This window comes from Pseudomonas sp. C9D1 (assembly GCF_056491235.1).
On the sequence record NZ_JBSZIE010000003.1, the window covers coordinates 1 to 23,497 of the forward strand.

21 protein-coding genes are annotated in these 23,497 nt (G+C 66.5%); 7 read left to right on the top strand and 14 right to left on the bottom strand.

Annotated elements, in window-relative coordinates:
* Positions 1–177 precede the first annotated feature (177 nt).
* On the top strand, positions 178–432 hold the full coding sequence (locus ACXI0U_RS27690; protein ID WP_479551121.1) for a hypothetical protein: 255 nt from the start codon (positions 178–180) through the stop codon (positions 430–432).
* Positions 433–1,050: 618 nt separating this feature from the next.
* On the opposite strand, the gene pcaK is transcribed toward ACXI0U_RS27690, so the two are convergent.
* The 11 genes from pcaK to ACXI0U_RS27745 form a co-directional block, all read right to left on the bottom strand.
* Complete coding sequence (gene pcaK, locus ACXI0U_RS27695; protein ID WP_479551122.1) at positions 1,051–2,400, bottom strand: 4-hydroxybenzoate transporter PcaK; 1,350 nt, start codon at positions 2,398–2,400, stop codon at positions 1,051–1,053.
* A 336-nt stretch (positions 2,401–2,736) separates the two neighbouring features.
* The gene (locus ACXI0U_RS27700) at positions 2,737–3,579 is read right to left on the bottom strand and encodes an IclR family transcriptional regulator domain-containing protein (RefSeq protein WP_043245080.1); all 843 of its coding nucleotides are present in this window, start codon (positions 3,577–3,579) and stop codon (positions 2,737–2,739) included.
* A 94-nt stretch (positions 3,580–3,673) separates the two neighbouring features.
* Positions 3,674–4,771, bottom strand: coding sequence for a cell division protein ZapE (gene zapE, locus ACXI0U_RS27705; RefSeq protein WP_479551123.1), 1,098 nt, complete (start codon positions 4,769–4,771; stop codon positions 3,674–3,676).
* Positions 4,761–5,366: a protocatechuate 3,4-dioxygenase subunit alpha gene (gene pcaG / locus ACXI0U_RS27710; RefSeq protein ID WP_479551124.1), complete on the bottom strand. Its 606-nt coding sequence runs from the start codon at positions 5,364–5,366 to the stop codon at positions 4,761–4,763. The genes zapE and pcaG overlap by 11 nt, the downstream gene beginning before the upstream one ends.
* Before the next feature lie 12 nt (positions 5,367–5,378).
* Positions 5,379–6,098 (bottom strand): protocatechuate 3,4-dioxygenase subunit beta, encoded by a 720-nt coding sequence (gene pcaH / locus ACXI0U_RS27715; RefSeq protein WP_479551125.1) that lies wholly within the window; start codon positions 6,096–6,098, stop codon positions 5,379–5,381.
* A 117-nt stretch (positions 6,099–6,215) separates the two neighbouring features.
* Positions 6,216–7,145 (bottom strand): pca operon transcription factor PcaQ, encoded by a 930-nt coding sequence (gene pcaQ, locus ACXI0U_RS27720; RefSeq protein ID WP_021221002.1) that lies wholly within the window; start codon positions 7,143–7,145, stop codon positions 6,216–6,218.
* A 187-nt stretch (positions 7,146–7,332) separates the two neighbouring features.
* Complete coding sequence (locus tag ACXI0U_RS27725; RefSeq protein WP_479551126.1) at positions 7,333–8,823, bottom strand: aldehyde dehydrogenase family protein; 1,491 nt, start codon at positions 8,821–8,823, stop codon at positions 7,333–7,335.
* Positions 8,824–8,857: 34 nt separating this feature from the next.
* Positions 8,858–9,259 carry a c-type cytochrome gene (locus ACXI0U_RS27730; protein WP_021221004.1) on the bottom strand — a complete coding sequence of 134 codons (402 nt, stop codon included), beginning with the start codon at positions 9,257–9,259 and terminating at the stop codon, positions 8,858–8,860.
* Positions 9,260–9,509: 250 nt separating this feature from the next.
* Positions 9,510–11,576, bottom strand: coding sequence for an LTA synthase family protein (locus ACXI0U_RS27735; RefSeq protein ID WP_479551127.1), 2,067 nt, complete (start codon positions 11,574–11,576; stop codon positions 9,510–9,512).
* Between the two features lie 129 nt (positions 11,577–11,705).
* Positions 11,706–12,281, bottom strand: a complete 576-nt coding sequence (locus ACXI0U_RS27740; protein ID WP_479551128.1) for a class I SAM-dependent methyltransferase — start codon at positions 12,279–12,281, stop codon at positions 11,706–11,708.
* The gene (locus ACXI0U_RS27745) at positions 12,281–13,897 is read right to left on the bottom strand and encodes a phosphoethanolamine transferase (protein ID WP_479551129.1); all 1,617 of its coding nucleotides are present in this window, start codon (positions 13,895–13,897) and stop codon (positions 12,281–12,283) included. Before ACXI0U_RS27745 ends, ACXI0U_RS27740 begins: the two co-directional genes overlap by 1 nt.
* Positions 13,898–14,121: 224 nt before the next feature.
* Between ACXI0U_RS27745 and ACXI0U_RS27750 the strand changes: the two genes are divergently transcribed.
* From ACXI0U_RS27750 to ACXI0U_RS27765, 4 genes are all read left to right on the top strand, one after another.
* Entirely contained in the window at positions 14,122–14,628 is a 507-nt protein-coding gene (locus tag ACXI0U_RS27750; protein WP_479551130.1) for a sigma-70 family RNA polymerase sigma factor, read from the top strand.
* The gene (locus tag ACXI0U_RS27755) at positions 14,628–15,593 is read left to right on the top strand and encodes a FecR domain-containing protein (RefSeq protein ID WP_479551131.1); all 966 of its coding nucleotides are present in this window, start codon (positions 14,628–14,630) and stop codon (positions 15,591–15,593) included. Before ACXI0U_RS27750 ends, ACXI0U_RS27755 begins: the two co-directional genes overlap by 1 nt.
* A gap of 203 nt (positions 15,594–15,796) precedes the next feature.
* Positions 15,797–18,268 carry a TonB-dependent siderophore receptor gene (locus tag ACXI0U_RS27760; protein ID WP_479551132.1) on the top strand — a complete coding sequence of 824 codons (2,472 nt, stop codon included), beginning with the start codon at positions 15,797–15,799 and terminating at the stop codon, positions 18,266–18,268.
* Between the two features lie 80 nt (positions 18,269–18,348).
* On the top strand, positions 18,349–18,582 hold the full coding sequence (locus ACXI0U_RS27765; RefSeq protein WP_184489994.1) for a zinc ribbon domain-containing protein: 234 nt from the start codon (positions 18,349–18,351) through the stop codon (positions 18,580–18,582).
* Positions 18,583–19,097: 515 nt separating this feature from the next.
* On the opposite strand, the gene ACXI0U_RS27770 is transcribed toward ACXI0U_RS27765, so the two are convergent.
* The gene (locus tag ACXI0U_RS27770; RefSeq protein WP_479551133.1) at positions 19,098–19,802 is read right to left on the bottom strand and encodes a lipoate--protein ligase family protein; all 705 of its coding nucleotides are present in this window, start codon (positions 19,800–19,802) and stop codon (positions 19,098–19,100) included.
* A 324-nt stretch (positions 19,803–20,126) separates the two neighbouring features.
* Between ACXI0U_RS27770 and ACXI0U_RS27775 the strand changes: the two genes are divergently transcribed.
* Positions 20,127–21,311 carry an HPP family protein gene (locus tag ACXI0U_RS27775; RefSeq protein ID WP_431484509.1) on the top strand — a complete coding sequence of 395 codons (1,185 nt, stop codon included), beginning with the start codon at positions 20,127–20,129 and terminating at the stop codon, positions 21,309–21,311.
* 45 nt (positions 21,312–21,356) lie between these two features.
* Here the strand turns inward: ACXI0U_RS27775 and ACXI0U_RS27780 are convergent, their stop codons facing one another.
* Positions 21,357–22,220 carry a LysR family transcriptional regulator gene (locus ACXI0U_RS27780; protein ID WP_265168731.1) on the bottom strand — a complete coding sequence of 288 codons (864 nt, stop codon included), beginning with the start codon at positions 22,218–22,220 and terminating at the stop codon, positions 21,357–21,359.
* 310 nt (positions 22,221–22,530) lie between these two features.
* Here ACXI0U_RS27780 and ACXI0U_RS27785 point away from each other — a divergent pair, with 310 nt between their 5' ends.
* The gene (locus tag ACXI0U_RS27785) at positions 22,531–23,058 is read left to right on the top strand and encodes a fimbrial protein (RefSeq protein ID WP_431484510.1); all 528 of its coding nucleotides are present in this window, start codon (positions 22,531–22,533) and stop codon (positions 23,056–23,058) included.
* Positions 23,059–23,168: 110 nt separating this feature from the next.
* Here ACXI0U_RS27785 and ACXI0U_RS27790 read toward each other — a convergent pair whose 3' ends face one another.
* A complete protein-coding gene (locus tag ACXI0U_RS27790; RefSeq protein WP_021221016.1) occupies positions 23,169–23,480 on the bottom strand; it encodes a hypothetical protein in 312 nt (103 codons plus the stop codon).
* Between the last annotated feature and the right edge of the window lie 17 nt (positions 23,481–23,497).

A 23,497-nucleotide genomic window follows, 5' to 3' on the forward strand; every position in this document is an offset into this window, starting at 1 on the left:
CCAGGCCAAAGGCTGGCGGGGCCAGCACTAGCCGCTACCATTCGCCCCTACCGGCAAACGCATATCTGACGAGCGCTCATCCCATCAAGGAGGCACAATACAGGCAAAAGCGCTTGCAGATTCCTAAATCAGAGCCATTGACACCCTCGGTGCCATAAACCCAAAAAGGAAAAAAGAATGGACCCGAAAAAGCTAGAAATTTTAATGAATAATTTTATCAACGAATCAGACACAAACATCAGTGCTTCCAACAACCTTGAATCGCTATTGGACGACCATTTTCCAGACGATGAATTCGTGCAACAGACCGTTGAAATGCTGTCTTGCTATCGACCCGAAGGAGGAGACTTTCTCTTTAACAAGCAGCAAATACAAAAACGCCTCATCGAGACAAGAACCCATTTAGAGCAAACCCAGAGCACGCATAATTAGATTTAAAGAAGTCTCATAAAGATACATCCCAGCAGTTCAAATTACTCAACCCCTTAGAAATCTACGAAAAACATCCAATGAAGAGAATAGTATTTGATGGCAGCGCAGCCCAAGTGAAATTAGTATTTGATGAGTATGGAAGTGGAAATCTATCCGTGGTCTGCCCAAAATGTTTAGAAGAAGCAATAGTTATTACAACCAACGAAGATATAATAAAACACCAAAGAGCCCCCGGGGTATACTGCCCTCACGACCACTTTATACTTGTTATGAATAGATCCTCACGCCCTCCAAAAACCTAGCCAGCAAGCAATTACTGCGAGGATTTTTTCAACGCGCCCTATGGACCAAACAGACTAAAGGAGCCACCACAAGCAGCTCTAATCTCTGACAGAACGCCCCTTATATACACCCCATTATTCAAAGTGCGGATAGCATGTAGTTGACCAACATTATTTCTCTCACGACTAATCGCATAGAGGCCGACCAGCTTTTTATCGATAAGCTCTGAGGCGATCTCGGGGGAGGCAAGCCTTACATCACTTGCCCCTCAAGCTCCCCCTACTTGCTGTCTAGGATCACGACTCCAAGCCAGAATCAAATCTCGCCGGTGCGTACTCACGTCGCATCCGCATGGCTCACCAGCCCCTTGATCACCACCGCCGCCGTGGCGATGGCAGCGGGGACCACCAGCGCGGTGAGCACCTGTTCGAAGTTCCAGCCCAAGCCCAGCAGCGTGGCACCGATCCAGGCACCGAGGATGGCGCCGAAGCGGCCGATGCCGAGCATCCAGGACACGCCCGTGGCGCGGCCCTGGGTGGGGTAGAAGCGTGCGGCGAGGGACGGCATCGCCGATTGGGCGCCGTTGATGCACATGCCGGCGAGCAGCACCAGGGTCGCCAGCAGGGTGACCTGGCCCAGGCTCTGGCCGACGAAGTAGGCGAAGACGCCCGCCAGCAGGTAGAAGATGCCGATGACCTTGTGCGGGTTGAATTTGTCCATCGCCCAGCCCACGCCCACGGCGCTGAGCACGCCGCCGAACTGGAACAACGCGCCGATGAAGGCGGCCTGCTCCATGCTCGCGCCGCTGTCGCGCATAAGCGTCGGCAGCCAGCTGGTGAGCAGGTAGACGATCACCAGGCCCATGAAGTAGGTCAGCCACAGCAGCAGGGTGCCTGCGCTGTAGGTGCCGGCGAAGACCACCTTGAGCACGTTGCGGCTCTGCACCGTCTTCTGTTCCGGCACGCTGAAGTCCGTGGCCACGGCCACTTCCGCCGGGGCGATGGGGGCCAGCACCTGGCGTACCTTGTCGGCACCGCGGTTGCGCACCACCAGGTAGCGGGCGGATTCCGGCAGCCAGACCACCAGCACCACCGCCAGCAGCAGCGGCAGCACGCCGCCGAGCAGAAGCAGGCTGTGCCAGCCGAAGGCCGGGATCATCTTCGCGGAGACGAAGCCGCCCGAAGCCATGCCGAGGTTGAAGCCGCAGAACATGCTGGTCACCAGCAACGACTTGAGCCGTTCCGGCGTGTATTCGGAAAGCAGCGTGGTGGCGTTGGGCATCGCCGCGCCCAGACCAAGCCCGGTGAGCAGGCGCAGGGCGAGCAACTGGTCGATGTTGCTGCTGAAGGCCGACAGCAGGCTGAACAGGCCGAAGAGGAACACCGCCACCACCAGCACGATCTTGCGGCCGAAGCGGTCGGCCAGCGGGCCGGAGCCCAGGGCGCCGAAGACCATGCCGATCAGCGCGGCGCTCATCACCGGGCCGAGGCTGGCGCGGTCGATGCCCCAGTCCTGGGTCAGGGCCGGGGCGATGAAGCCCATGGCGGCGGTGTCGAGGCCGTCGAGGAAGACGATGAGGAAGCACAGCAGCACGATCCGCCATTGGTAGCGGGAGAGAGGCTGGGCATTGATGAAGGATTGGACGTCGAGGGTACCGGCGGCCGGTAGCTGTGCAGGGCGGGTCATGTAGGAAGTTCCTGTGAAGGCGTCTTCGCGCAGCGCGGGTCGATGGGTTCGACCTCTAAGCCGGACTGCGCGAATGAGACAGGAATGAGCGTGCCCGGCAGGCGAACCCCTGCGGCGTGCGACGACGGAGCGCTTGCGCGCTGCGGGTGGCTGCTGGCCATGGCTGACTCTCATTGTTGTTATGGCGCCGCATCGTGTCGTGCGGCCCGGCAAACACTACGGAGAGGCCCGGGGCAGTTCAATTCGATAATCGACTATGCGTGCGCTTATCGAACGCTTTGCAAGCGGCGCTGCGCGTGGATGTCGGAGCGACATCCACGCCGTGTGGGAATGCCCTTACTGGAACAGCCGCGCGCTGAGTTCCTTGCTCGCCTCCAGCAGTACCGGCAGGAAGCGCGTCTCCAGTTCCTGGCGGGTGACGCGCCCGGCATGGGTGCCGACGTTGAGGGCGGCGAGCACCTGGCCGGCGGAGTCCTTCAGCGGCACCGCCACCGAGCGCAGGCCGACTTCCAGCTCCTGGTCGATGATCACCCAGCCCTGGGTGCGGATCTCCGCGACGCTCGCGCGCAGCCCCTCGGGCGTGTGCACGGTGCGGCTGGTCTTGATCTGCAGGTCGGCGTGCTCGATGTACTCCTCCAGCGCCGCGTCATCCAGCGCGGCGAGAAGGATGCGGCCCATGGAGGTGCAATAGGCCGGCAGGCGGCTGCCGACGCTGAGGTCCACCGATATCAACCGCTGCGGCGTGGCCGAGCGGGCGATGTAGAGGATCTCGTCGCCCTCCAGGGTGGCCATGGAACAGGCCTCGTGCAGCTGCTCGCTGAGACGGTCGAGGATCGGCTGCGCGGTGACTGCCAGGGGCGTCGACGACAGGTAGGCGTGGCCAAGGGTGAGCACCTTGGGCAGCAGCGAATAGGTGCGCCCGTCGGTGGTCACGTAACCGAGGTTCATCAGCGTGTGCAGGCAGCGGCGCACCGCGGCGCGGGGAATCTCGGTGCGGTGGCTGATCTGGGCGATGGTCAGGTGGCGCTTGCGCTCCTGGAAGGCGTGGATCACCGCCAGGCCGCGGGCCAGGGAAGTCATGAAATTGGGGTCGCCGGTGAAGGCTTCGATGCGCTTGGCCGGCGAGGCGATGATGGGCGGCGCCAGGGGCGGCAGGGGGACGCGTTGTTCGTCGCTCATTGTTGTTGTCCTTGGCGGTCACGGCGAGAGTCGGGCGATTATCGAAGCGGTGGGCGGTTATCGCAATTGTCGGCACGCCCTCGCAAATACGGGACTACTGGGCAGCGTCCAGCTTCACGCTGCGCAGCTGCTTCATGCGGCTCAGGGTGCGGGCGAAGTCCACCGCATTGCCACCTTCGGCCAGTTGCTCCAGCGCCACGGCGGAGAACAGCCGCAGGTGCAGCCCACGGTCGTAGGCGATGTCGATGAAGTTGAGGAAGCGCTGGCTGACGTCCTGGGGGTGATCGCCGAGGCGGTCCAGCCCGCCCACCGCCATATGCGGGAAGTGCTCGATCAGCCACAGGTAGTCGCTGGCCGAACGCGGCGTGGCGAACAGCTCGTGGAAGTCCAGCCAGGCGCGGTCGCCTTCCAGGGCATGCACCCGCAGCGGGTGGTGATTGACCTCCAGCACCTGGTCCAGCAAGGCGCCCTCCCCCAGCCCCAGGGCACGGCGGATCGACGCGCCGCCATCAACCGGCTCGGGCCAGCAGTAATCGCCCCAGGCTTCCAGCTCGGTGCTGTGCTGGCGGTAGTCCTGCCCCGCATCCAGGGAAACCACGTCGAAGCGCTTCTCGATCAGCTGGATGGCCGGGCGGAAGCGCTCACGGTACAGCGGGTTGGGGCACAGCTTGTCGGGGCTGTAGTTGGAGGTGCAGACCAGGCCCACGCCCTCCTCCACCAGCACCTTGAGCAGGCGCCCGAGCAGCATGGCGTCACCGATGTCGTGCACGTGGAATTCGTCGAAGCACAGCAGTCGCGTCTGCTGGGCGATCTCCTCCGCCACGCGCGCCAGGGGGTCGGCCTGGCCGCTAAAGGCGAGCATGCGCACCTGCAGCTCCTGCAGGAAGGCGTGGAAGTGCACCCGACGCTTGGCCTGCACCGGCGCCGCGGCGAAGAAGGCGTCCATCACGAAGCTCTTGCCACGGCCGACGCCACCCCACAGGTAGACGCCCGCCACCGGCCGGCGGAACCAGCCATGACGGGCGGCCAAGTGCTTGCCCAGCCAATTGCCGAGGTGCTCGATGGCCGCCTGCTGCGCACTGTCGGCACGGTAGCCCCGCGCCTCCAGCACCCCATTGAAGTGCCGCCGAACGCGATCGAGGACCGCTTCGGCGGGCTGACCCGCCTCGTGAATCTGCGCGTTAGAAGTCAAAGAAGACCGTTTCCCCTTCCCCCTGGATGCGGATATCAAAGCGGTAAGCGAGCCTGCCGTCCACCTCGCAGCGCTTGGCGACCAGGGTTTCGCGCCGCTGCGGCTGCTCGATCAGGTTGAGCACCGGGCACCGGGCGTTGGCGTCGGCCTCGTCGTCGAAGTACAGGCGCGTCTGCAGCTGGATGTTGATGCCCCGGGCGAACAGCGCGACGTTGATGTGCGGCGCCATCGGCACCCCGGCGGCGTTGTGCACCACGCCGGGCTTGATGGTCTTCAGCGTCCATTCGCCGGCATCGAAGGTGGTGGCGGTGCGGCCGAAGCCGTTGAAGGGCTTCTCCAGGTCGAAGGCGCTGTCGTAGCGGCCTTCATGGTCGGCCTGCCAGAACTCGAGAAAAGAGTCGCGCACCAGGTGGCCGTTGCCGTCATGAACGTGGCCGATGAGCAGGATGTGCTCGCCCGGCGCACCGGGCTTGGCCATCTCGCACCAGATCTCCTGTTCGCGGACCGGGTTGCCGGCAGCGGCGAGCGCCAGGCCGATGTGCACGTAGGGGCCGGCGGTTTGCGACGGGGTTTCCGGCAGCAATTGAATGGGCATGCGCGCAGCTCCTCAGCGGTTTTCGAAGTGGGTCCGGCGCTGGCCGCGCAGGACGATGTCGAAGCGGTAGGCCAGGCAATCCATGGGGTTGGCGGCGTTCATGTCGAGCTTGGCGATCAGGCTCTGCACCGCCTCGGGGTTGGCGATGGATTTGACGATGGGGCACATGGGGATCAGCGGGTCGCCCTCGAAATACAGCTGGGTGATCAGCCGGGTGGCGATCGACGGGCCGCTGATGGAGAAGTGGATATGCGCCGGGCGCCAGTCGTTGGGGCCGTTGCGCCACGGATAGGGGCCGGGCTTGATGGTGCGGAAGCTGTAGTAGCCCTCGCTGTCGGTCAGCGCGCGGCCGACCCCGCCGAAGTTCGGGTCCAGCGGCGCCAGGTAGCGGTCGTTCTTGTGGCGGTAGCGGCCGCCGGCGTTGGCCTGCCACATCTCCACCAGGGTGTGCGGGATGGGCTTGCCGTACTGATCGCAGACGCGCCCGGCGACGATGATGCGCTCGCCGATGGGCAGGCCGCCGTGGTCGAAGTTGAGCAGCAGGTCGTTGTCGAAGCGCCCCAGCTTCAGGTGCGAGAAATCCGGGCCGCTGGTTTCGGAAACCGACTGCGGGATGCTCACCAGCGCCTGGCGCGGGGAACGGGGAATGGAGGTCTTGTAGTCAGGCGTCAGGGCTTTGGGGTGCCAGTTGCGGTCACGAATGACGAAGCGGCTCTCTTCCGCATCGGACATGTCGATCTCCTTCTTATTGGATTTATGGAGGCTGCGGGGCAGCAGGCTGTGGCGGAGTGTCGCGCCTCGCTGGCGGCGGTAAAACTGAAATAACGCCACCCATCCATAACCAATCAGTTAAGGATATTGCCCTTCGCGGTACGACTGCCCCAGCTCCCGCAACACCTCCACGCACCAGTGCGCCGCCAGGGGCAGCGGCAGCGCGGCGTTGCTGCAGATGCCCACCGAACCGCCCGGCTCCTGGATGCCCAGTTGCAGTTCCACCAGTTCACCCCGACGCAGGTCCAGCTGCACCGCGTCGGTGGGGGCGATCCAGATCGCCTCGCTGGTCTGCACGTAGCGCCGGCTCAAGGCCACGGACAGGGTTTCCAGGCGCTGGCGCGGCGGGTTGATGCCGCATTGCACGAAGAAGGCATCGGCGTACTTGCGGATGGTGGTCCCGGCCAGCGGCAGCACCAGCGGATAATCCTGCAGCCGTTCCCGTGCCGGCGGCCCCGCCAGCAGCGGGTGGCCGGGGCGCACCACCAGGGTCATCGATTCGCTGTACAGGTGCTCGAACAGCAGGCCCTGGATCTGCGGGCTGTCGGTCATGCGCCCCACCACCAGGTCCAGCTCGCCTACGTGCAGCTGCGACAGCAGGTAGGCGCTGGGGCCGGTCACCACGCTGGCCACCAGGGTCGGGTGGCGCGCGTGAAGGCGACGCACCACCTCGGGCACCAGCAGACTCTCCACCGTCGACAGCACGCCCAGGCGCAGGGTGGCGGACTCGTGCTCGCCACTGCGCAGGCTGTCCACGCCATCGCGCAGCGCCTGCACGCAGGGGCCGGCGTAGCGCATGAAGGCCACGCCCGCCTCGGTGAGGGTGACGCCGCTCTTGCTGCGCGCGAACAGGCTGGCGCCGAGCAGGTCTTCCAGTTCCTTGAGGGTCTTGGAAATGGCCGGCTGGCTCACCGCCAGCTTATCCGCCGCCCGCGCCAGGGTGCCCTGGCGCGCCACTTCGAGAAAGCACACCAGGTGGCGGAACTTGATGCGGGTATCGATATTCACGGCAGGCGCCCGGTGAGGGAAATGCCGGAAGCCTAGCCTTGATTCCGGGCCAGGCCAACAGATTTGGTTATGACCGGGGACCGAGTTCGCGTCGCGTAGAGCGAGCCGTCGACACAAGCGAGGAATGACTCCACCCCATAAAAAAACAGGCCCGAAGGCCTGTGAATTAGGAGGGTGTCGCACTTGCTCAGTGGGCGATGCACACCGATTTCAGCTCGGTGTAGGCCTCGATGACGGTGCGGCCGAACTCGCGGCCCATGCCCGATTGCTTGACGCCGCCGAACGGCATGTTGGGGTCCAGCAGCACGTGGGCGTTGACCCACACGGTGCCCGCTTCGATGCGCGGCACCAGGTTCATCGCCTTGGTCAGGTCGTTGGTCCAGAGGCTGGCGGCCAGGCCGTATTCGCTGTCGTTGGCCATGGCGATGGCGCTCTCCTCGTCGTCGAAGGGGATCACCGACAGCACCGGGCCGAACACTTCCTCGCGGGAGACGGTCATGGAGTGGTCGACATCGGCCAGCACCGTGGGGCGCACGTAGAAACCTTCGCTGTCCACCGGCGTGCCACCGGTGACCACACGGGCACCCTCGCTGCGGGCCAGCTCGATATGGCGCAGCACGCCCTGCTGCTGCTTGCGCGACACCAGCGGGTTGATGGCTGCCGTGCAGTCCATGCCGGCACCGATGCTCATGCCGGACACGGCGGCGGCCAGCTTGTCGACGAACTCGTCGTAGCGCGAGCGCTGCACATAGAAGCGCGACGCCGCGGCGCACACCTGGCCCTGGTTGAGCAGGCCGCCGAGCAGCGCACCGCCGATGGCTTTGTCGATGTCCGCGTCGGCGAGGATGATCATCGGGTTCTTGCCGCCCAGCTCCAGGGCGAAGCGGGTCATGTTGCGCACCGCCACCGCGCCGACGCTCTTGCCCACGGCGGTGGAGCCGGTGAAGGACACCTTGTTGATCAGCGGGTGCGAGGCCAGGGCATTGCCCACGGTGGCGCCGCCCCCGGTCACCAGGTTGAACACGCCCGGCGGGATGCCCGCCTCCAGCGCCAGTTCGGCCAGGCGCAGCGCGGTCAGCGGCGTCTCGGTGGCCGGCTTGATCACCACCGTGCAGCCGCAGGCCAGCGCCGGCATCAGTTTCCAGGTGGTGATCATCAGCGGGAAGTTCCAGGGCACGATGCCGGCCACCACGCCCACCGGCTCGCGACGGGCGAAGGCGGTGAAGCGCGCGCCCTCGGGCAGCGGGATGGACACGTCCAGGGTCTGGCCCTCGATCTTGGTCGCCCAGCCGGCCATGTAGCGCATGAACTCCACCGTGGCGCTGACATCGAGCATCCGCGCCATGTTGATCGACTTGCCCTGGCTCAGGGTTTCCAGTTGCGCCAGTTCCTCGCCGTGCTCCTCCACCAGCGCGGTGAAGCGCAGCAGGATGCGCTCACGGTCGGCCGGGCGCAGGCCCGACCAGACGCCGGCCTTGAAGGCGCGGTGGGCCGATTGCACGGCACGGTCCAGCAGCGCGTCATCGGCTTCCGCGACATCGGCGATCACCTCGCCGGTGGCCGGGTTCAGCACCGGGGTGGAAGCGCCTTCGGGCACCACCCACTGGCCGTCGATGAAGCAGCCGTGGCGGCGTTGCAGGAAGGCCGCGACCTGCGGCAGTACGTCAACCTTGCTCATGTTCTTTCCTCGTTCATGGGAGTTCCGGAGCGCCTCAGTGCGGCTGGGCGAGGAAGCAGGCGATGGCCTGGCGATCCGTCGCGTCGGCCAGGCCGGCATAGGGCATGTAGGTGCCGGGCACCTGGGCCTGCGGCTGGGCGATGAAGGCTTGCAGGCTGTCCTGCTGCCAGGGCTGGGCGCGGGCCTTCATCGCCTGGGAATAGGCGAAGCCGGGCTGGCTGCCGGCGGCGCGGCCGATCACCCCGGCCAGGTTCGGCCCCATACCCGGCGCGGCACCCTTGCTGGCGGCGTGGCACACCGAACATTCGGCGGCGAAGGCATTGGCGCCCCGCTCCACCCCGGCCTGGCCGCAATCGGCGAGAACCGGCAGGGCCGGCAGCAGGAACAGCAGAGAGGCGGCAGCGAGGAACGGGCGGATCTTGTTGTTAGGCGGCATGCAACGAACCTTGATGACCTGGGCCACCCGGCGGACACCGGGGCGCCCTGCGGGAAATGCCGCCCTCGAGGCCCTCCCGCAAAGGGAGGGGCCACTGGGGTGGCGGTCAGTCGATTCTTACCGCTCGGGAGAGCCCGGGGTTTTTCCTGCATGCCAGACGTATTGGCAGTTCTGCCAGCGCCCGCTCCGCGAGGAACAGGGCGCCATTAAGCGAGGGAATGCGACCCGGAGCGGCTCCGGGGCGGCGGGGTCACTTGGCGTCGACGACGCCCGTGGTATTGCCCAGCAGGCTCTTGGTGGCCACCTGGAGGAAGGCTTCGAGGCGACGGCTCATGGTTTGTACCGCCTCCGGGTCCTCGACGCGGGTCGCGCCCTGCTCGCTGTTGAGGTGGTAGTCGTAGAGCAGCGGGTCGCCACCACGCGGCTGCACCAGGATGCGCCCGTCGGCCACCATGGCCACGGTCTGGTCGCTGCCCGAGGGCTTGATCACGCCGAAGCCCTTGTCTTCCGGCGCCAGGCTCAGCAGGTCGCGGCCCCAGCACTGGTGGCGGGTCTCGCCACCGAGGCGGCCCATGATGGTGGGCACCACGTCCACCTGGGTGCCGACCACGTCGGTACGCGCGCCGAACTTCTCCTGGAGGCCGGGGGCGATCAGCAGCAGCGGCACGTTGAAGCGGTACAGGTCGATGTCGGTGAGCTGCTCGGGGGTGCCGAAGCCGTGGTCGCCGACTATCACGAACAGGGTGTCCTTGTAGTACGGCGACTGCTTGGCCTTCTCGAAGAACTGCCCCAGCGCCCAGTCGGAATAACGCATGGCGGTGAGGTGCTGGTCCAGCGAGCCGAAGCCGGTGACCGGCTCCACCGGCAGCTGCTCGGGCAGCGCGTAGGGGGTGTGGTTGGAGAGGGTCTGCAACAGCGCATAGAAGGGCTTGCTGCCGTAGTTGTCCTTCAGCTCCTGGGCGGCGCGGTCGAACATGTCCTGGTCGGAAACGCCCCAGGTCGGGTCCGAGACCACCGGGTTCACGAAGTCATTGCGGCCAACGAAGTTGCGCATGCCCTGGTTGCCGAAGAAGCCCAGCTGGTTGTCCCAGCCGAAATCACCGTTGTAGACGTACAGGTCGTCGTACTGGCGGGCGCTGAGCAGCTGCGGCAGGCCGGAGAACTTGTGGGTGCCCTCCTGCTGCTCCATCAGGTACTCGAAGCCCGGCAGGTTGGGGAAGCAGGCCATGGTGGCGAACATGCCCTGGTGGGTGTGGGTGCCATTGGAGAAGAAGCGGGTGAACAGCAGCCCTTCCTTGCTCAGGCGGTCGAAGTTGGGGGTGATGTCGCCCTTGCCGCCGAGGGCGCCGACGTAGTGCCCGGCCAGGCTCTCCATAAGGATGACCACCACGTTGCGCACCGGCAGGCTGCCATCGGCGTTGGGCGTGAGCAGGCGGCGTACCGCGGCGCTGCCCTCGTCCACCAGTTGGTCCTGCGGGGTCAGCAGCATGTCGCGGACCACATCCTGGGCCTCGCCTTCCGGCAGGCTGGCCTTCCACTGGTTGTCACGGGTTTCGGAGAAGCGCGCCTGGGCGGCGTTCATCAGCATCAGCGTGCCGTTGAGGCCGAGCTGGTTGGCGAAGGCCGAGTCGGTGGTGTTGGCGTCACCCCAGCGCAGCGGCGGCCCCTGGCGCAGGGTGCCACGGGCGGCGACCACGGCGAGTACCAGCACCAGGCCGAAGACCCCGGCGCGCAGGTACCAGGGGGCGATGGCGGCGCGGTCGCTGCCCTCGCCCGCCAGCGCCTCGCCACGGGGGCGGTGCACCCGGCTCAGCCACTGGAACAGCTTGAACAGCAGCCAGGTGGCGATGGCCCAGGCCAACAGGTAGCGCACCACCGGGAAGCCGTACCAGAGCATGCTCAGCACCGTTTTCGGGTCCTGGCTCATGTACTGGAACACCAGGCTGTTCAGGCGCTGGTGGAATTCACGGTAGAAATCCAGCTCCAGCAGGCCGAAGAACAGGGTGACGCTGGCGAAGCCGGTCAGCCACACCAGGTGCAGGCGACGCGCGGCCATGGCGCCGGCGAAGGGAATGGACAGCAGCAACGGCGCCAGGGCGTAGATGGTCAGGCGCAGGTCGAAGCGGAAGCCGTTGAAGAAGGCCTCGACGAAGGTGGCTGCCGGCGTGGCGCCGATCAGCTCGCGGTTGTAGACCAGCAACGCCCCCCGCAACAGGGTGTACATCACCAGGAACACCAGGCCACACGACAGGGTGAAGGCCAGGTGGCTGCCCAGGGTCGGGCGGTAGGCGCCCAACGGGTTGCGGGTTCTACTCATGTCTCGGAGTCCATCCAATTGGAAAGGAAATGCGAACTGCCGGGCGCCCGAAACGGGATGCCGGGGAGGCGCGATGATAGTGCTTAGGTGACGCAAAGGGGAAAGGTTCAGCTGTAACCGGTTTTTCCATCACCCGTCCTTGCGCAGGACGTAGGTGCGCACCATCGCCCAGCCGGGCAGGAAGTCCTGGTGCGAGAGGATCTGCAGGCCCAGTTGGCGGAACTCGTCCTCCAGCACGTCACGGCGCAATGGCGGCACGCTGGCACCCTCGCCCCGGTGGCGCCGCCAGTGCCAGGCCTCCAGGTTGCCGTCCACCGGCAGCGAGAGGATCAGCGTGTCGCGGGTCACCCGGCGTAGCTCGCGCAGGGCCATCAGGCGTTGCTCCGGGCTCAGGCGGCTCAACGACTGCAGGCAGAGGATGCTGTCCACCGCATTCTCCGGCAGCTGGATGGCCAGCACCGAGGTCTGGAAGCCCCGCACCCGCTCCACCAGGGGGCCGCTGCGGGCGGCCAGGGCACGGTCGAGCACCTCCCGCGAAGGATCGGCGGCGAGGATGAAGCGGTTCGGGTGCTCGGCCAGCAGCGCCCAGGAGCGCCCCAGCCCGCACGGCAGGTCGAGCACCAGGTTGGGCTCGCCGGCGGCCTTGAGTGCGCGCCGGGCGATCTGCCGCTGGCGCCAGCGCCCGAACCAGGGGGCCAGGGTCATCAGGACGCCGATCTCCGGCAGGGTGCGAAGAGGTCCAGGTCGCGCTGGTATTCGCCGGTCTCGATCTGCAGCAGGCCGAGCATGGAATGGAACAGGTTGTCCTGGCTCACCGGCTTGTCGCGCTGGCTGCCGAGGCAGGCGTTGTCCAGGCCGAAGTCCTTCTGGTAGCCCTCGGAGAACCAGGTCAGCAGGCCGACGTGCTTCTGCTCGTCCGGCGCCATCGCGTAGGGCGTGCCATGCAGGTAGAGGTTGTATTCGCCGAGGGATTCGCCATGGTCGGAGAGGTAGATCATCGCCGTGTCGACGCAGTCCTGGTTCTTGCGCAGCAGGTCGATCAGGCTCGACAGCAGGTAGTCGGTGTAGACCAGGGTGTTGTCGTAGGCATTGATGATGCTCTCCCGCGAGCAGTCGCTTAGCGTCGCGCTGCGGCACACCGGGGTGAAGCGCTCGAAGGCTGCCGGGTAGCGCTTGTAGTAGGCCGGGCCGTGGCTGCCCATCTGGTGCAACACCAGCACGCTGTCGTCCTTGAGGTTATCGATATAGCCCTGCAGCCCGTCGAGGAGGATGGCGTCGTGGCATTCGCCGTCGGCGCACAGGCTGGGGTCCTTGGCGTTGCCCATGTCCTCGAAGGCCACGCGGTCGCAGGTGCCCTTGCAGCCGGACTGGTTGTCGCGCCAGCGCACCGCCAGGCCGGCGTGCTTGAGCACGTCCAGCAGCCCTTCCTGGGATTTGGCGCGGGCGTAGCTGTAATCGCTGCGGGTCATGTTGGAGAACATGCAGGGCACCGACACGGCGGTTTCGGTGCCGCAGGAGCGCATCTGGGTGAAGGCGGTCAGGCCCTGCTGCTTCGCCAGCAGCGGCGTGGTGTCGCGGCCGTAGCCCAGCAGCCCGAGGTTGGCGGCACGGGCGCTCTCCCCCACCACCAGCACCGTCAGGGACTTGCGCGCATGGCCCTGCCAGGCGGGCGCACGGCGGGCATCGGTACCGATGGCACGCATGGGCTCGTCCGCCGTGGCGAAGTGGGTGCGCAGGTAGCTGAACGAAGCCCCCAGGTAGTTGCTCGGCACCACCATCAGGCGCAGCTCGTGGTGATTGCGGAACAGCGAGGCCAGCGCCTGGTAGTTGCCCAGGGCGATGGCGCCCAGGGCCACCAGGCAGGCCACCGTCACCAGCAGCTTGCTCAGCAGCTCGCGCAGCAGCGGGCGATGGCCGATCTGCAGGTGCCACAGCAAGCCGGCCGGTAGCACACCGAACAGCAGCAGGAAACCGGCGAACTTCAGGGTCAGCAGGTCGCGCACCTCGCTGACGTTGGTCTCGGCGACATTGCGCAGCATCTCGATGTCCACCACCACGCCGTACTGGGTCATGAAATACAACACCCCGGCGCTGCCCAGCAGCACCAGCGTCAGCAGCGGCTTGAACACCCAGCGGAAGGAAAACAGCGTCAGCACCAGGTTGAAGATCAGCACCACCAGCACGCCGAAGACCACGCGCAGCCAGGGGTCGGGCACGATCTGCGCGACATGGCGCCACAGCGGCAGGTTGTAGAAAAGCAGCAGCGCGACGCTGACCAGCAGGGTCAGGGCTTCGGGGCGCAACCGGAGGTTCTTCAGCATGGACGGGGCTCGACCGGCCCTGCAGGGGTTGCAGGAGACGGCTCGCAGCCTAGGTAGGGGGCAGTCAAGAATTCGTGAAAAAAACCTCGTGGAAACGTCGCCGCTAGCGCCCAGGGGCCGCGACGGCCAGCAGCGGCGATTGCCAGCTTTCAGGGCGCGAATATAGAATGAGATCAATTCTTATCTACATCCAGGGCGGGCCGCCCTGACGGACGCAGTAGCCCATGTCGGCAGCCGATCAGCCCCTCAACCGCCAGATCCACACCCTCTACAACGACCACCACGGCTGGCTCCACGCCTGGCTCAGCCGGCGCCTGGGCAACGCCTGGGATGCGGCGGACCTGGCCCACGACACCTTCCTGCGCCTGCTGGGCCGCCAGGTCGGGCGTGATTTCGGCAGCGAGCCCCGCGCCCTGCTCACCCATATCGCCAAGGGCCTGGTGATCGACCGCTGGCGGCGCCAGGACATCGAACAGGCCTACCTGGAAAGCATCGCCCACCTGCCCGAGCCCGAAGCGCCCTCCCCCGAAACCCGGCTGCTGATCCTGGAAACCCTGTGCCGCATCGAGGCGCTGCTCGCCGAAATGCCCGAGAAGACCCGCCAGGCCTTCCTCCTGTCCCAGCTCGAAGGCCTGGGCTACGCCGAGATCGCCACGCGCCTGGGCGTGTCCCTGGCCAGCGTCAAGCGCTACATGCGCGACGCCTTCCTCGCCTGCCTGAGCGCAGCCTGATGAACCGCATCGACCCGCAGATCCTCGGTGAGGCCGCCGACTGGCTGGTGCACCTGCACTCTGGCAGTGCCACCGAGGACGACCACCGCGCCATCCAGCTGTGGCGCAACCGCAGCCCGCAACATGCCCAGGCCTGGGCCCGCGCCGAAAGCATCCTCGGTGATTTCCGCAACCTGCCCGGCAGCCTGGCGCTGCAGACCCTGGACAACGCCAAGCGCAAGGGCATCGGGCGCCGCCAGGCCATCGCCCGCCTGGGCATGCTGCTGCTCGCCGCGCCCGTCGCCTGGACGGCCTGGCGCCAGCTGCCCTGGCAGGACTGGAGCGCCGACCTGCGCACCGCAACCGGTGAACAGAAGGACCTGCACCTGCCCGATGGCACCCGCCTGCAACTCAATACCGCCAGTGCCCTGGACGTCGCCTTCGACGCCACCCGCCGGCGTCTGCGCCTGTTCAGCGGCGAGGTGCTGATCACCACCGCCAAGGACCCGTCCCCCACGCCGCGGCCGTTCCTGGTGGAAACGCCCCAGGGCATCGCCCAGGCGCTGGGCACCCGCTTCAGCCTGCGCCTCGACGGCGAGCGTTGCCGGGTCGCGGTGATGGAAGGTGCCGTACGCATCAGCAACAGCGGGCACAGCGACTCGCAGGTGATCGAGGCGGGCCGACAAGCCGCCTTCGACCGCGACCGCGTGCTGCCAAGCACCGCCCTGGACCCGGCCGCCACCGCCTGGGAAACCGGCATGCTGCTGGCCCAGGACATGCGCCTGGCCGACCTGGTGGACGAACTCGGCCGCTACCGCCCCGGCGTGCTGCGCTGTCACCCGCGCATTGCCGATATCCGCGTCTCCGGCGCCTTCCCGCTGCGCGACACCGACGCCAGCCTGCGCCTGCTGCAAGACACCCTGCCCATCGCCCTCAGCAGCCTGACCCGCTATTGGGTGACGCTGGAGCCGGCGACGCCCGCCTGACCCCACCGCCACCCGGCGGTAATCCCCCGGACGCAACGCCCTGCGACAGGACCGCAGGCCGCTTCACCTCACGGATCGAAACCCCAGGGAAACGGGGCCCCACGGCCTCGCGGATTTATTTTCGCGGTGCCCTGACACCTTTTTCGATTTCGTCCGGTGTGGTGGATGAACCCCTTTCATCCAAGCGTCGACAGGAAAGCAGCATGACTTCGTGGTCGCCCCAGCAGCGTCGCTCCGCCACCCAACCGGCTCCGGCCCGTATTCCGTTGCACGCCCTGAGCCTGGCCATCGGCCTCGCCCTGTGCGCCGCACCGTTCGCCCAGCCGGCCCTGGCCGAGGACGCCATGCAACAGGCCGCCGCGCGCCAGTACACCATCGCCCCCGGGCCGCTGGGCCATGTGCTGGCCCGCTTCGCCGCCCAGGCCGGCGTGCCGCTGTCCTTCCGGCAAGGCCTGCTCGATGACCAGCAAAGCCCCGGCCTGCAAGGCAGCTACAGCGTGCAGGACGGCTTCGCCACCCTGCTCGCCGGCAGCGGCTACCAGTTGGCCAGCAGCGGCAACGGCTACACCCTGGTGCCGGCCGCCACCAGTGCGGGCCTGGAGCTGGGCGCCACCACCATCAATGACAGCGCATTGCGGGGCGACGGCCTGCCGGAAAGCTACGCTGGCGGCCAGGTCGCGCGTGGCGCGCGCATCGGCATGCTGGGCAACCAGGACATGCAGGACGTGCCCTTCAGCTTCTCCAGCTACACCCGCGAGCTGATCGAGAACCGCCAGGCGCAGAACATCGGCGACGTGCTGCGCAGCGACCCGGCGGTGCGCCAGTCCTACGGCTTCGGCAACTTCTCCCAGGTGTTCGTGATCCGCGGCTTCGCCCTGTTCAGCGACGACATTTCCTTCAACGGCCTGTACGGCGTGCTGCCCCGGCAGATCATCGCCACCGAGTCGGTGGAGCGCGTCGAGGTGTTCAAGGGCCCCAGCGCCTTCCTGAACGGCGTGTCCCCGGGTGGCAGCGGCATCGGCGGCAATATCAACGTGGTGCCCAAGCGCGCCGAGGACACGCCCACCCGCCGCCTGACCCTGGATTACGCCAGCGACGACCGCGTCGGCGGCCACTTCGACTTCGGCCAGCGCTTCGGCGAGGACAACCGCTTCGGCGTGCGGGTCAACATGGCCAAGCGTGACGGCGAGACGGCGGTGGACGACGAGCATCAGCACTTCAGCCTGTTCAGCGTCGGCCTCGACTACCGGGGCGACCGCCTGCGCCTGTCCGGCGACTTCGGCTACCAGAAGCAGCGCATCAACGACGGCCGCTCGGTGGTCTACCTGGTCACACCGCCGACCTCGAACCTGACGAAAGTCCCCAAGGTGCCGGATGCCAACCACAGCTACTCCCAGCCCTGGGCCTGGTCGCAGCTGGAGGATACCTACGGCATGCTCAACGCCGAGTACGACCTCAACGACAGTTGGAGCAGCTACCTGGCGGTTGGCAGCAAGTACACCCGCGAGAACGGCGTGTATTCCTCCCTTTATGTCAGCGCACCGGATGGCACCGGGCGTGTCGGTCGCCTGTACGCACCGCGTGATGAGGAAAGCAACAGCGTCAGCAGCGGCCTGCGCGGCCATTTCGACACCGGCGCGGTGAGCCACCAGGTGAACCTCGGGCTGTCCGGCAACTGGCGGGAATACCGCAGCGCCAACCAGTCCACCAGCGCCGGGAATCGCCTGCCAGGGAATCTCTACGACCCCTTCCCCAGCCCGGAGCCGACGCCGACTCGTAACGGCGACCTTCATCACCCCGGTAAGACGGGCTCCAGCAAGGCACGCAGCGTGGCGGTCTCCGACACCCTGGGCGTCTTCGATGACCGCACCCTGCTGACCCTGGGCATCCGCCGCCAGTCGATCGCCACCGATGGCTGGTCCACCGCAGGCGTGCGCACGTCCGACTACGAGGACTCGATCACCACCCCCGTCTACGGCCTGGTGGTCAAGGCCACCGACTCGATCTCCCTCTACGCCAACCGTATCGAGGGCCTGGCCCCGGGTCCGATTGCGCCGGCGGCGTCCTTGAATCCCGCCGGCCAGATGTTCGCGCCCTACCGCACCAAGCAGATCGAAGCCGGCATCAAGCTCGACCAAGGCTCCTTCGGCGCACAGCTCGGCATCTATCGCATCGAGCAGCCCCAGGGGCTCATCGGCGGAGACGGTTACTACCGGGTGGACGCCCAGCAACGTAACCGGGGCATCGAATTCAGCGTCTTCGGCGAGCCGCTCACGGGCCTGCGCCTGCTGGCTGGCGGCACGCTGATGGACACCGAACTGTCGGGAACCACCAACGGCGCCAACGACGGCAACCGCGCCGTGGGCGTGCCGGAGTTCCAGTACAACCTCAGCGCCGATTGGGATGTGCCCGGTGTGAATGGGCTGGCAGTCAACGCCCTGCTGCAACGCACCGGCGGCCAGTACTACGACACGGGCAATGCCCTGAGCATCCCCGCCTGGACCCGTGTCGACCTGGGCGCGCGCTACGCCTTCAAGCTGGACGAACGCGACATCACCCTGCGCGCCGGGCTGGAGAACGTGGCCAACGAGGACTACTGGGAATCTGCCTACGGCGGCTACCTGACCCAGGGCGCGCCGCGCACCCTCAAGGTCTCGGCCACCATCGACTTCTAAGTCGACACGACCGGCGGCTGAACCGGGCCACCCGCTCCTTGTCAGAAGGTCAGCACGATCACTGACAAGGAGTTCCCGACGTGGCCCTCATCGACTGCCCCGAATGCAACCGCTCCATCTCCGACCAGGCCCCCAACTGCCCGCAATGCGGCTACCCGATGAAGGGCGGTGCCAACCCGCGCCTGCTCTCGGAGAAGAACATCGGCCAGGTGGCCGGCGTCGCAGGCGTCTGGCTCGCCGCGCCCTGGCTGGCCCGTACCCTGGTCGCCGTGACGCTCATCATCGCCGGCACTCTCGCCTACATCTATCGCTGAACCGGAAAGCGGCGCGCCCATGTGGGCGAACTCATTGGCTTCGTCTGCGTTTGCTGCTGTGGTTTTAAAGCAAGCCCTCAAGCACGGTGCTTTCCGGGCATTTATGGATTTATTCCACCTCCACAGCATGGGTTTCGCTTCGCTCTACACCATCCTACGAAAGCCTGTGCGCACCACGTGGTGAAGCGTTGGCGAAAAAGTTGGAGCAGCCGTCAACGCCCCTCCAGGAGGCCGAACGCAGTCGTTGCGCCGGGGGGACGAGCGGCATGGATGCTGCGAGAGGCGCGCCAGGCCATGGATGGCCCATCGCGCCGGCCCCCAGAGCGGCGATGGAGTGAGGGAACCCCGGCGAAGCCGGGGCCGGATGATGGGGCAAGCCCTTTTGGTTCCTTTTCTGGCGACTGAGAAAAGGGACTCGCCCGGGGGGGCGAAACCAGAAACATCACCAGAGCTCGGCAATCAGCTGGGCTCAATTCTTCTAGCAACACTTTGAGCTTCCCGGGCTGAAGCCCGGGCTACAGGTCGGTGTCGATTCCGGCGGCTTCGAGCATGCGTCGGTAATACCCGGCGAGCTGCCCGCTGGCATCCCAGGCATCGGCGCGGCATTCCTCCAGGGCGATATGGCTGCCGGCGCGGCAGCGGGTGTCCAGGCCGCACTCGCGGTAGAAGGTGTTGACCACCTCCACCATGGCCTCGCGCTGGTTACCCATGAGGATGGCGCCGTGGGCCAGCACCACGTGGCGGCCGTCGCGTTGCCGGCGGCGCCAGCGCTGGGCGGTGCCCACCAGCTTGCGGCCCTGCAGGTTGACGTTGAAGCGGCCATCGCAGAAGGCGCCCTCCACCTCGCCCAGCCCAGGTTCCAGGTCCAATCCGCTGAGCCAATCGCACAGGGGCTGGCACAGCCGCCTATAGGCGGTCTCGATGCGCGTCAGTTCGTTTTCTTCCCGGGGCACCGCATAGGCCAGGGCGACGTTGAGCACCGCCGATGATTGCGGCACCGGCTCGCCCCCGGTGTCGCGCAGGGCGATGGGCCAGCCTTGCTCCAGGCAGGCCCGCCGGGCGCTTTCGTAGGCTGGCAGGCGACTCATGCGCCGGGGCATCACCAGCGCCGCATGCAGGGGGCGCCACAACAATAGGCCGCTGTCGCGCTGCCCGTCGTAGACCTGATCCAGCAGTTGCCGTTCCGCGTCCAGCCCCGCACCCACCGTGTGTCGCTGCATGCTTTCACCACCGCCTCGAATACCTGGAGGGTGCCGATGCTACGCCGGCCCCCGATCCTTGCCCAGACGGCGGCCGGCGACCTTGATGCAAATAAATTGCTGCAAACGAGCAATATTATTCATTGGCGGCATAGCTGATGCCGCCCTTAGGATGCCCACCATCTCGCCGCCCGGCCGCGCCGGCTGCGGTAACGATCGCCCCCCCTTGCTCCTGTTCCATGTCCAAGGATGGCACCCCTCCCGCGCACGCAGTGGGACTCCTGCAGGGCCCTCAAGGGGCCCTTTTTTATCGCCCCGAACGACTGAAAAGCGAACGAGACCCCGATGCACGAGAACCCGGACGCCCTCTGGCAGCGCTGGCGCAAACGCCTGTCCCCCGCCCCACGTACCGCTCACCCCGGGGAATGGCTGCGTGCCGCACTGGGCGCCTGCCTGGGCCTGGCGCTGTGCTGCATCGCCTGCGGCCATGTGTTCGGTACCGAGATCGCCCTGCGCCTGGCCGGCCCGCTCGGCGCCAGCTCGCTGCTGGTGTTCGCCGTCGCCTCCAGCCCGCTGGCGCAACCCTGGTCGGTGGTGATGGGCAACCTGGTGGCGGCCCTGGTGGGCACGGCGGCGGGCCTGTGGATCGACCACTCCATACTGGCCGCCACACTGGGCCTGGCCCTGACCGTGCTGGCCATGTACGCCCTGCGCTGCCTGCACCCGCCGGGCACCGCGCTGGCCGTATCGGTGGCCCTGGGCGGCCCCGCGTTCGAGGCCCAGGGCTTTGCCGTCGCCTGGCCGGTGCTGCTCGGCTCCGCCCTGCTGGTGGCGGTCGCCCTCGTCTATAACCGCGTCACCCGCAGCGCCCTGAGCACCGCCCCGAGCCAGGCCCGCAGCGGCCAGCACCTGACCGCCGACCCGCTGCCCAGCGAGCGCGGCGTGTTCTCCGATGAAGACCTGGACCAGGCCCTGGAAGAGTTCGGCGAGTTCGTCGACATCACCCGCGACGACCTGGAACGCCTGCTGCGCCAGACCGAGCGCAACGCCCTGCGCCGCAGCGTGGGCCAGGTGACGGCGGAGCAGATCATGTCCCGCGACCTGCTCACCGCCACCCCGCAGAGCACCCGCGAGCAGGCCTGGAAGCTGTTCGAGAAGCACCACATCAAGGCCCTGCCCGTGCTCGACGAACAGAAGCAACTGGTGGGCATCGTCACCCCCGGCGACCTGTTCCGCCACGCCCAGGAAGACACCCCCGGCTCGCTGTTCGGCCGCCTGCGCCACCGCCCGGCGCCACGCCTGGGCGAGCTGATGACCCGCTCGGTGCGCTGCGTGAAGCGCGATACCGATATCGGCGTGCTGGTCTCGATGCTCTCCGACCAGGGCCTGCACTGCCTGCCGGTGCTGGGGGATGACGACACGCTGGTGGGCCTGGTGACCCAGAGCGACCTGATCGGCGGGCTCTACCGCTATTGGCTCAAGGATCTGACCGCCCGTGCTCCGGCCCCAACGCTGAAAGTCGCCAGCTGACGCCCGGTAGCCTGGGCTTCAGCCCGGGAAGGCCCCGCACCGGGCTCAGAGCGTGGCTTCCCAGCGCTGCGACCAGTCGATGTCCTCGCCCACTACATCGCGCAACACGGCGATGGCCTGCTGCAGCAGCGGCGAATCCTTGTCGCGGGAATAGACCAGGTAGGTCGGGTAGGTGAATTCCGGCGCGCGCTCCACGCGCTTCAGCTGGCCGCTGTCCAGGTAGCTCTGCACCACGCGGGTACGGAAGTAGCCCGAACCGCCGTGCTGGAGGATGAACTGCAGCGCCAGCGGCCCGAGGTTCACCGTGACCGCAGCGCGGGCCTTGTCCGGCAGCGCGGCGTCGTGCTGCTGGCGGAAGGTCGGGCCCCAGTCCACCTGCACATAGGGCTCGGGGTTGGCGGTGGAGCGGATCAGGATGAGTTTTTCCTCCAGCAACTGCTCCACCTGCATGCCCGGCCAGTACTCCGGCTGGTAGACCAGTGCGGCATCCAGCAGGCCCAGCTCCAGCTGCTTCTGCAACTGCTGCCCGGGCGCGACCTCGACGCGCACCGCATGGGAGGGAATGCGTTCGCGCAGGCGGCTCATCCAGCCCAGCAGCAAGGGGTTGCTCAGGCTCTGTTCGCCGCCAATGGCGAGCAGGTCGCGGTAGCCCTTGGGCAGCGGCAGGTCACGTCGCGCGGCTTCCCAGGTCTGCACCAGTTGCGTGGCGTGACCGACGAACACCTCGCCTTCGGCCGTCAGCCTCGCACCGGCGCGGTTGCGCACGAAGAGCTTGCAGCCCAGCTGGTTCTCCAGGTTCTGCACCCGAGCGGTGATCGCCGTCTGCGTCACATGCAGGCGCTCGGCGGCGGCGACGAAGCTGCCGCTACGAACGATTTCGAGGAAGGTGCGCGCCAGGTCGATGTCCAAGGTACTGACTCGTTGATAAAGAGGGAGATTTTAGCAAGAGCCACCCAACGATTCTCAGGTCGGAACCCGCCGAACGGACACGGAGGCAAACTCCTCGGAACTAGCCTGCTGACGGGGCGACTATTCCTACAACCCACATGGATTACGGACTCCATTCGACCTAGAAAGCCCTCGTTATCATTGCGCTCGCTCTGCTGAATGCGATCCAGCTCTCATTATCGAGGCTGCAGCGCGATTCGGTTCTGGTTCCGACTCTTGAGGTCAACCTTTAATCCGGCGCGTGGAGCCAGGCGCCATCAAGGAGAGATAAATGAAGAAGTTCCTCACCACCAGCGCGGCACTGGTAGGTTTTGGCCTGAGCAGTCTGGCGCTCGCATTCGACGGCACCGTCACCATCAAGGGCGAGGTTTCCAGCAAGACCTGTGATATCGCCACCCCTACCCTTAACCAGACCGTGCAACTGCCGGTCGTCTCCCAGAGCTCCCTCGTGGAAGGCCAGAATGCCGGCCTCACCCCATTCGTGATCGCACTCTCCAACTGCACCCAGGGTTCCAAGGTGAAGGCGCACTTCGAGATAGGCCCGAACGTCGACCCCGCCACCGGTACCCTGAAGAACGAGCTCAGCGGCGCTGACGCCTCCAACGTCGCGGTGCAGCTGTTCAACAAGGACCAGGAGCCCATCAACCTCGCCACCGGCGAAAACAACCTCGAAGAGCTCAGCGGCGCAGGCGGCAACGCCTTCATTGGCCTTTTCGCGGCATACCACGCGCCGCGCGGCGCAGATGCCCTGCCTGGCCAGGTCAGCACCAGCATCACCTACACCATGAGCTACGAGTAAGCCCCTCGGCTCGCCCGGCATTGCCGGGCGAGTCATTCATGCGACACCCCGCCCCAACCTCCTCGTTATTCCAACCTCCCCAGACCTTCACCGAGCTGCCGGACGAGCCGTCATGCCTCCTCGGGCGCATCGAAGCGCACCGCCTTGGCGCCGTAGCGCCAGATCGCCTCACCCAGCAGGCGCGCGCTGCAGGAGTCGCCGTCCAGGGCCGCCTGCGCCGCATCGGCCGAGGCCCAGCGGCTGCGCTGGATCAGCCAGCGGCCATCGGCGCTCGTCTCCAGGCTGGTGGACAGCAGCCCCACCTGGGCTTTCAGGCAGGCGGCCAGGCGCACCCCCAGGTCCTCCACCAGCGCCGGCAGGCAAGCCGGGTCGGCCGCGAAATGAATGGATGAGACGACGCCCTGCAAATGCTCGTTGGTCATGCCGAAACTCCTTCTAC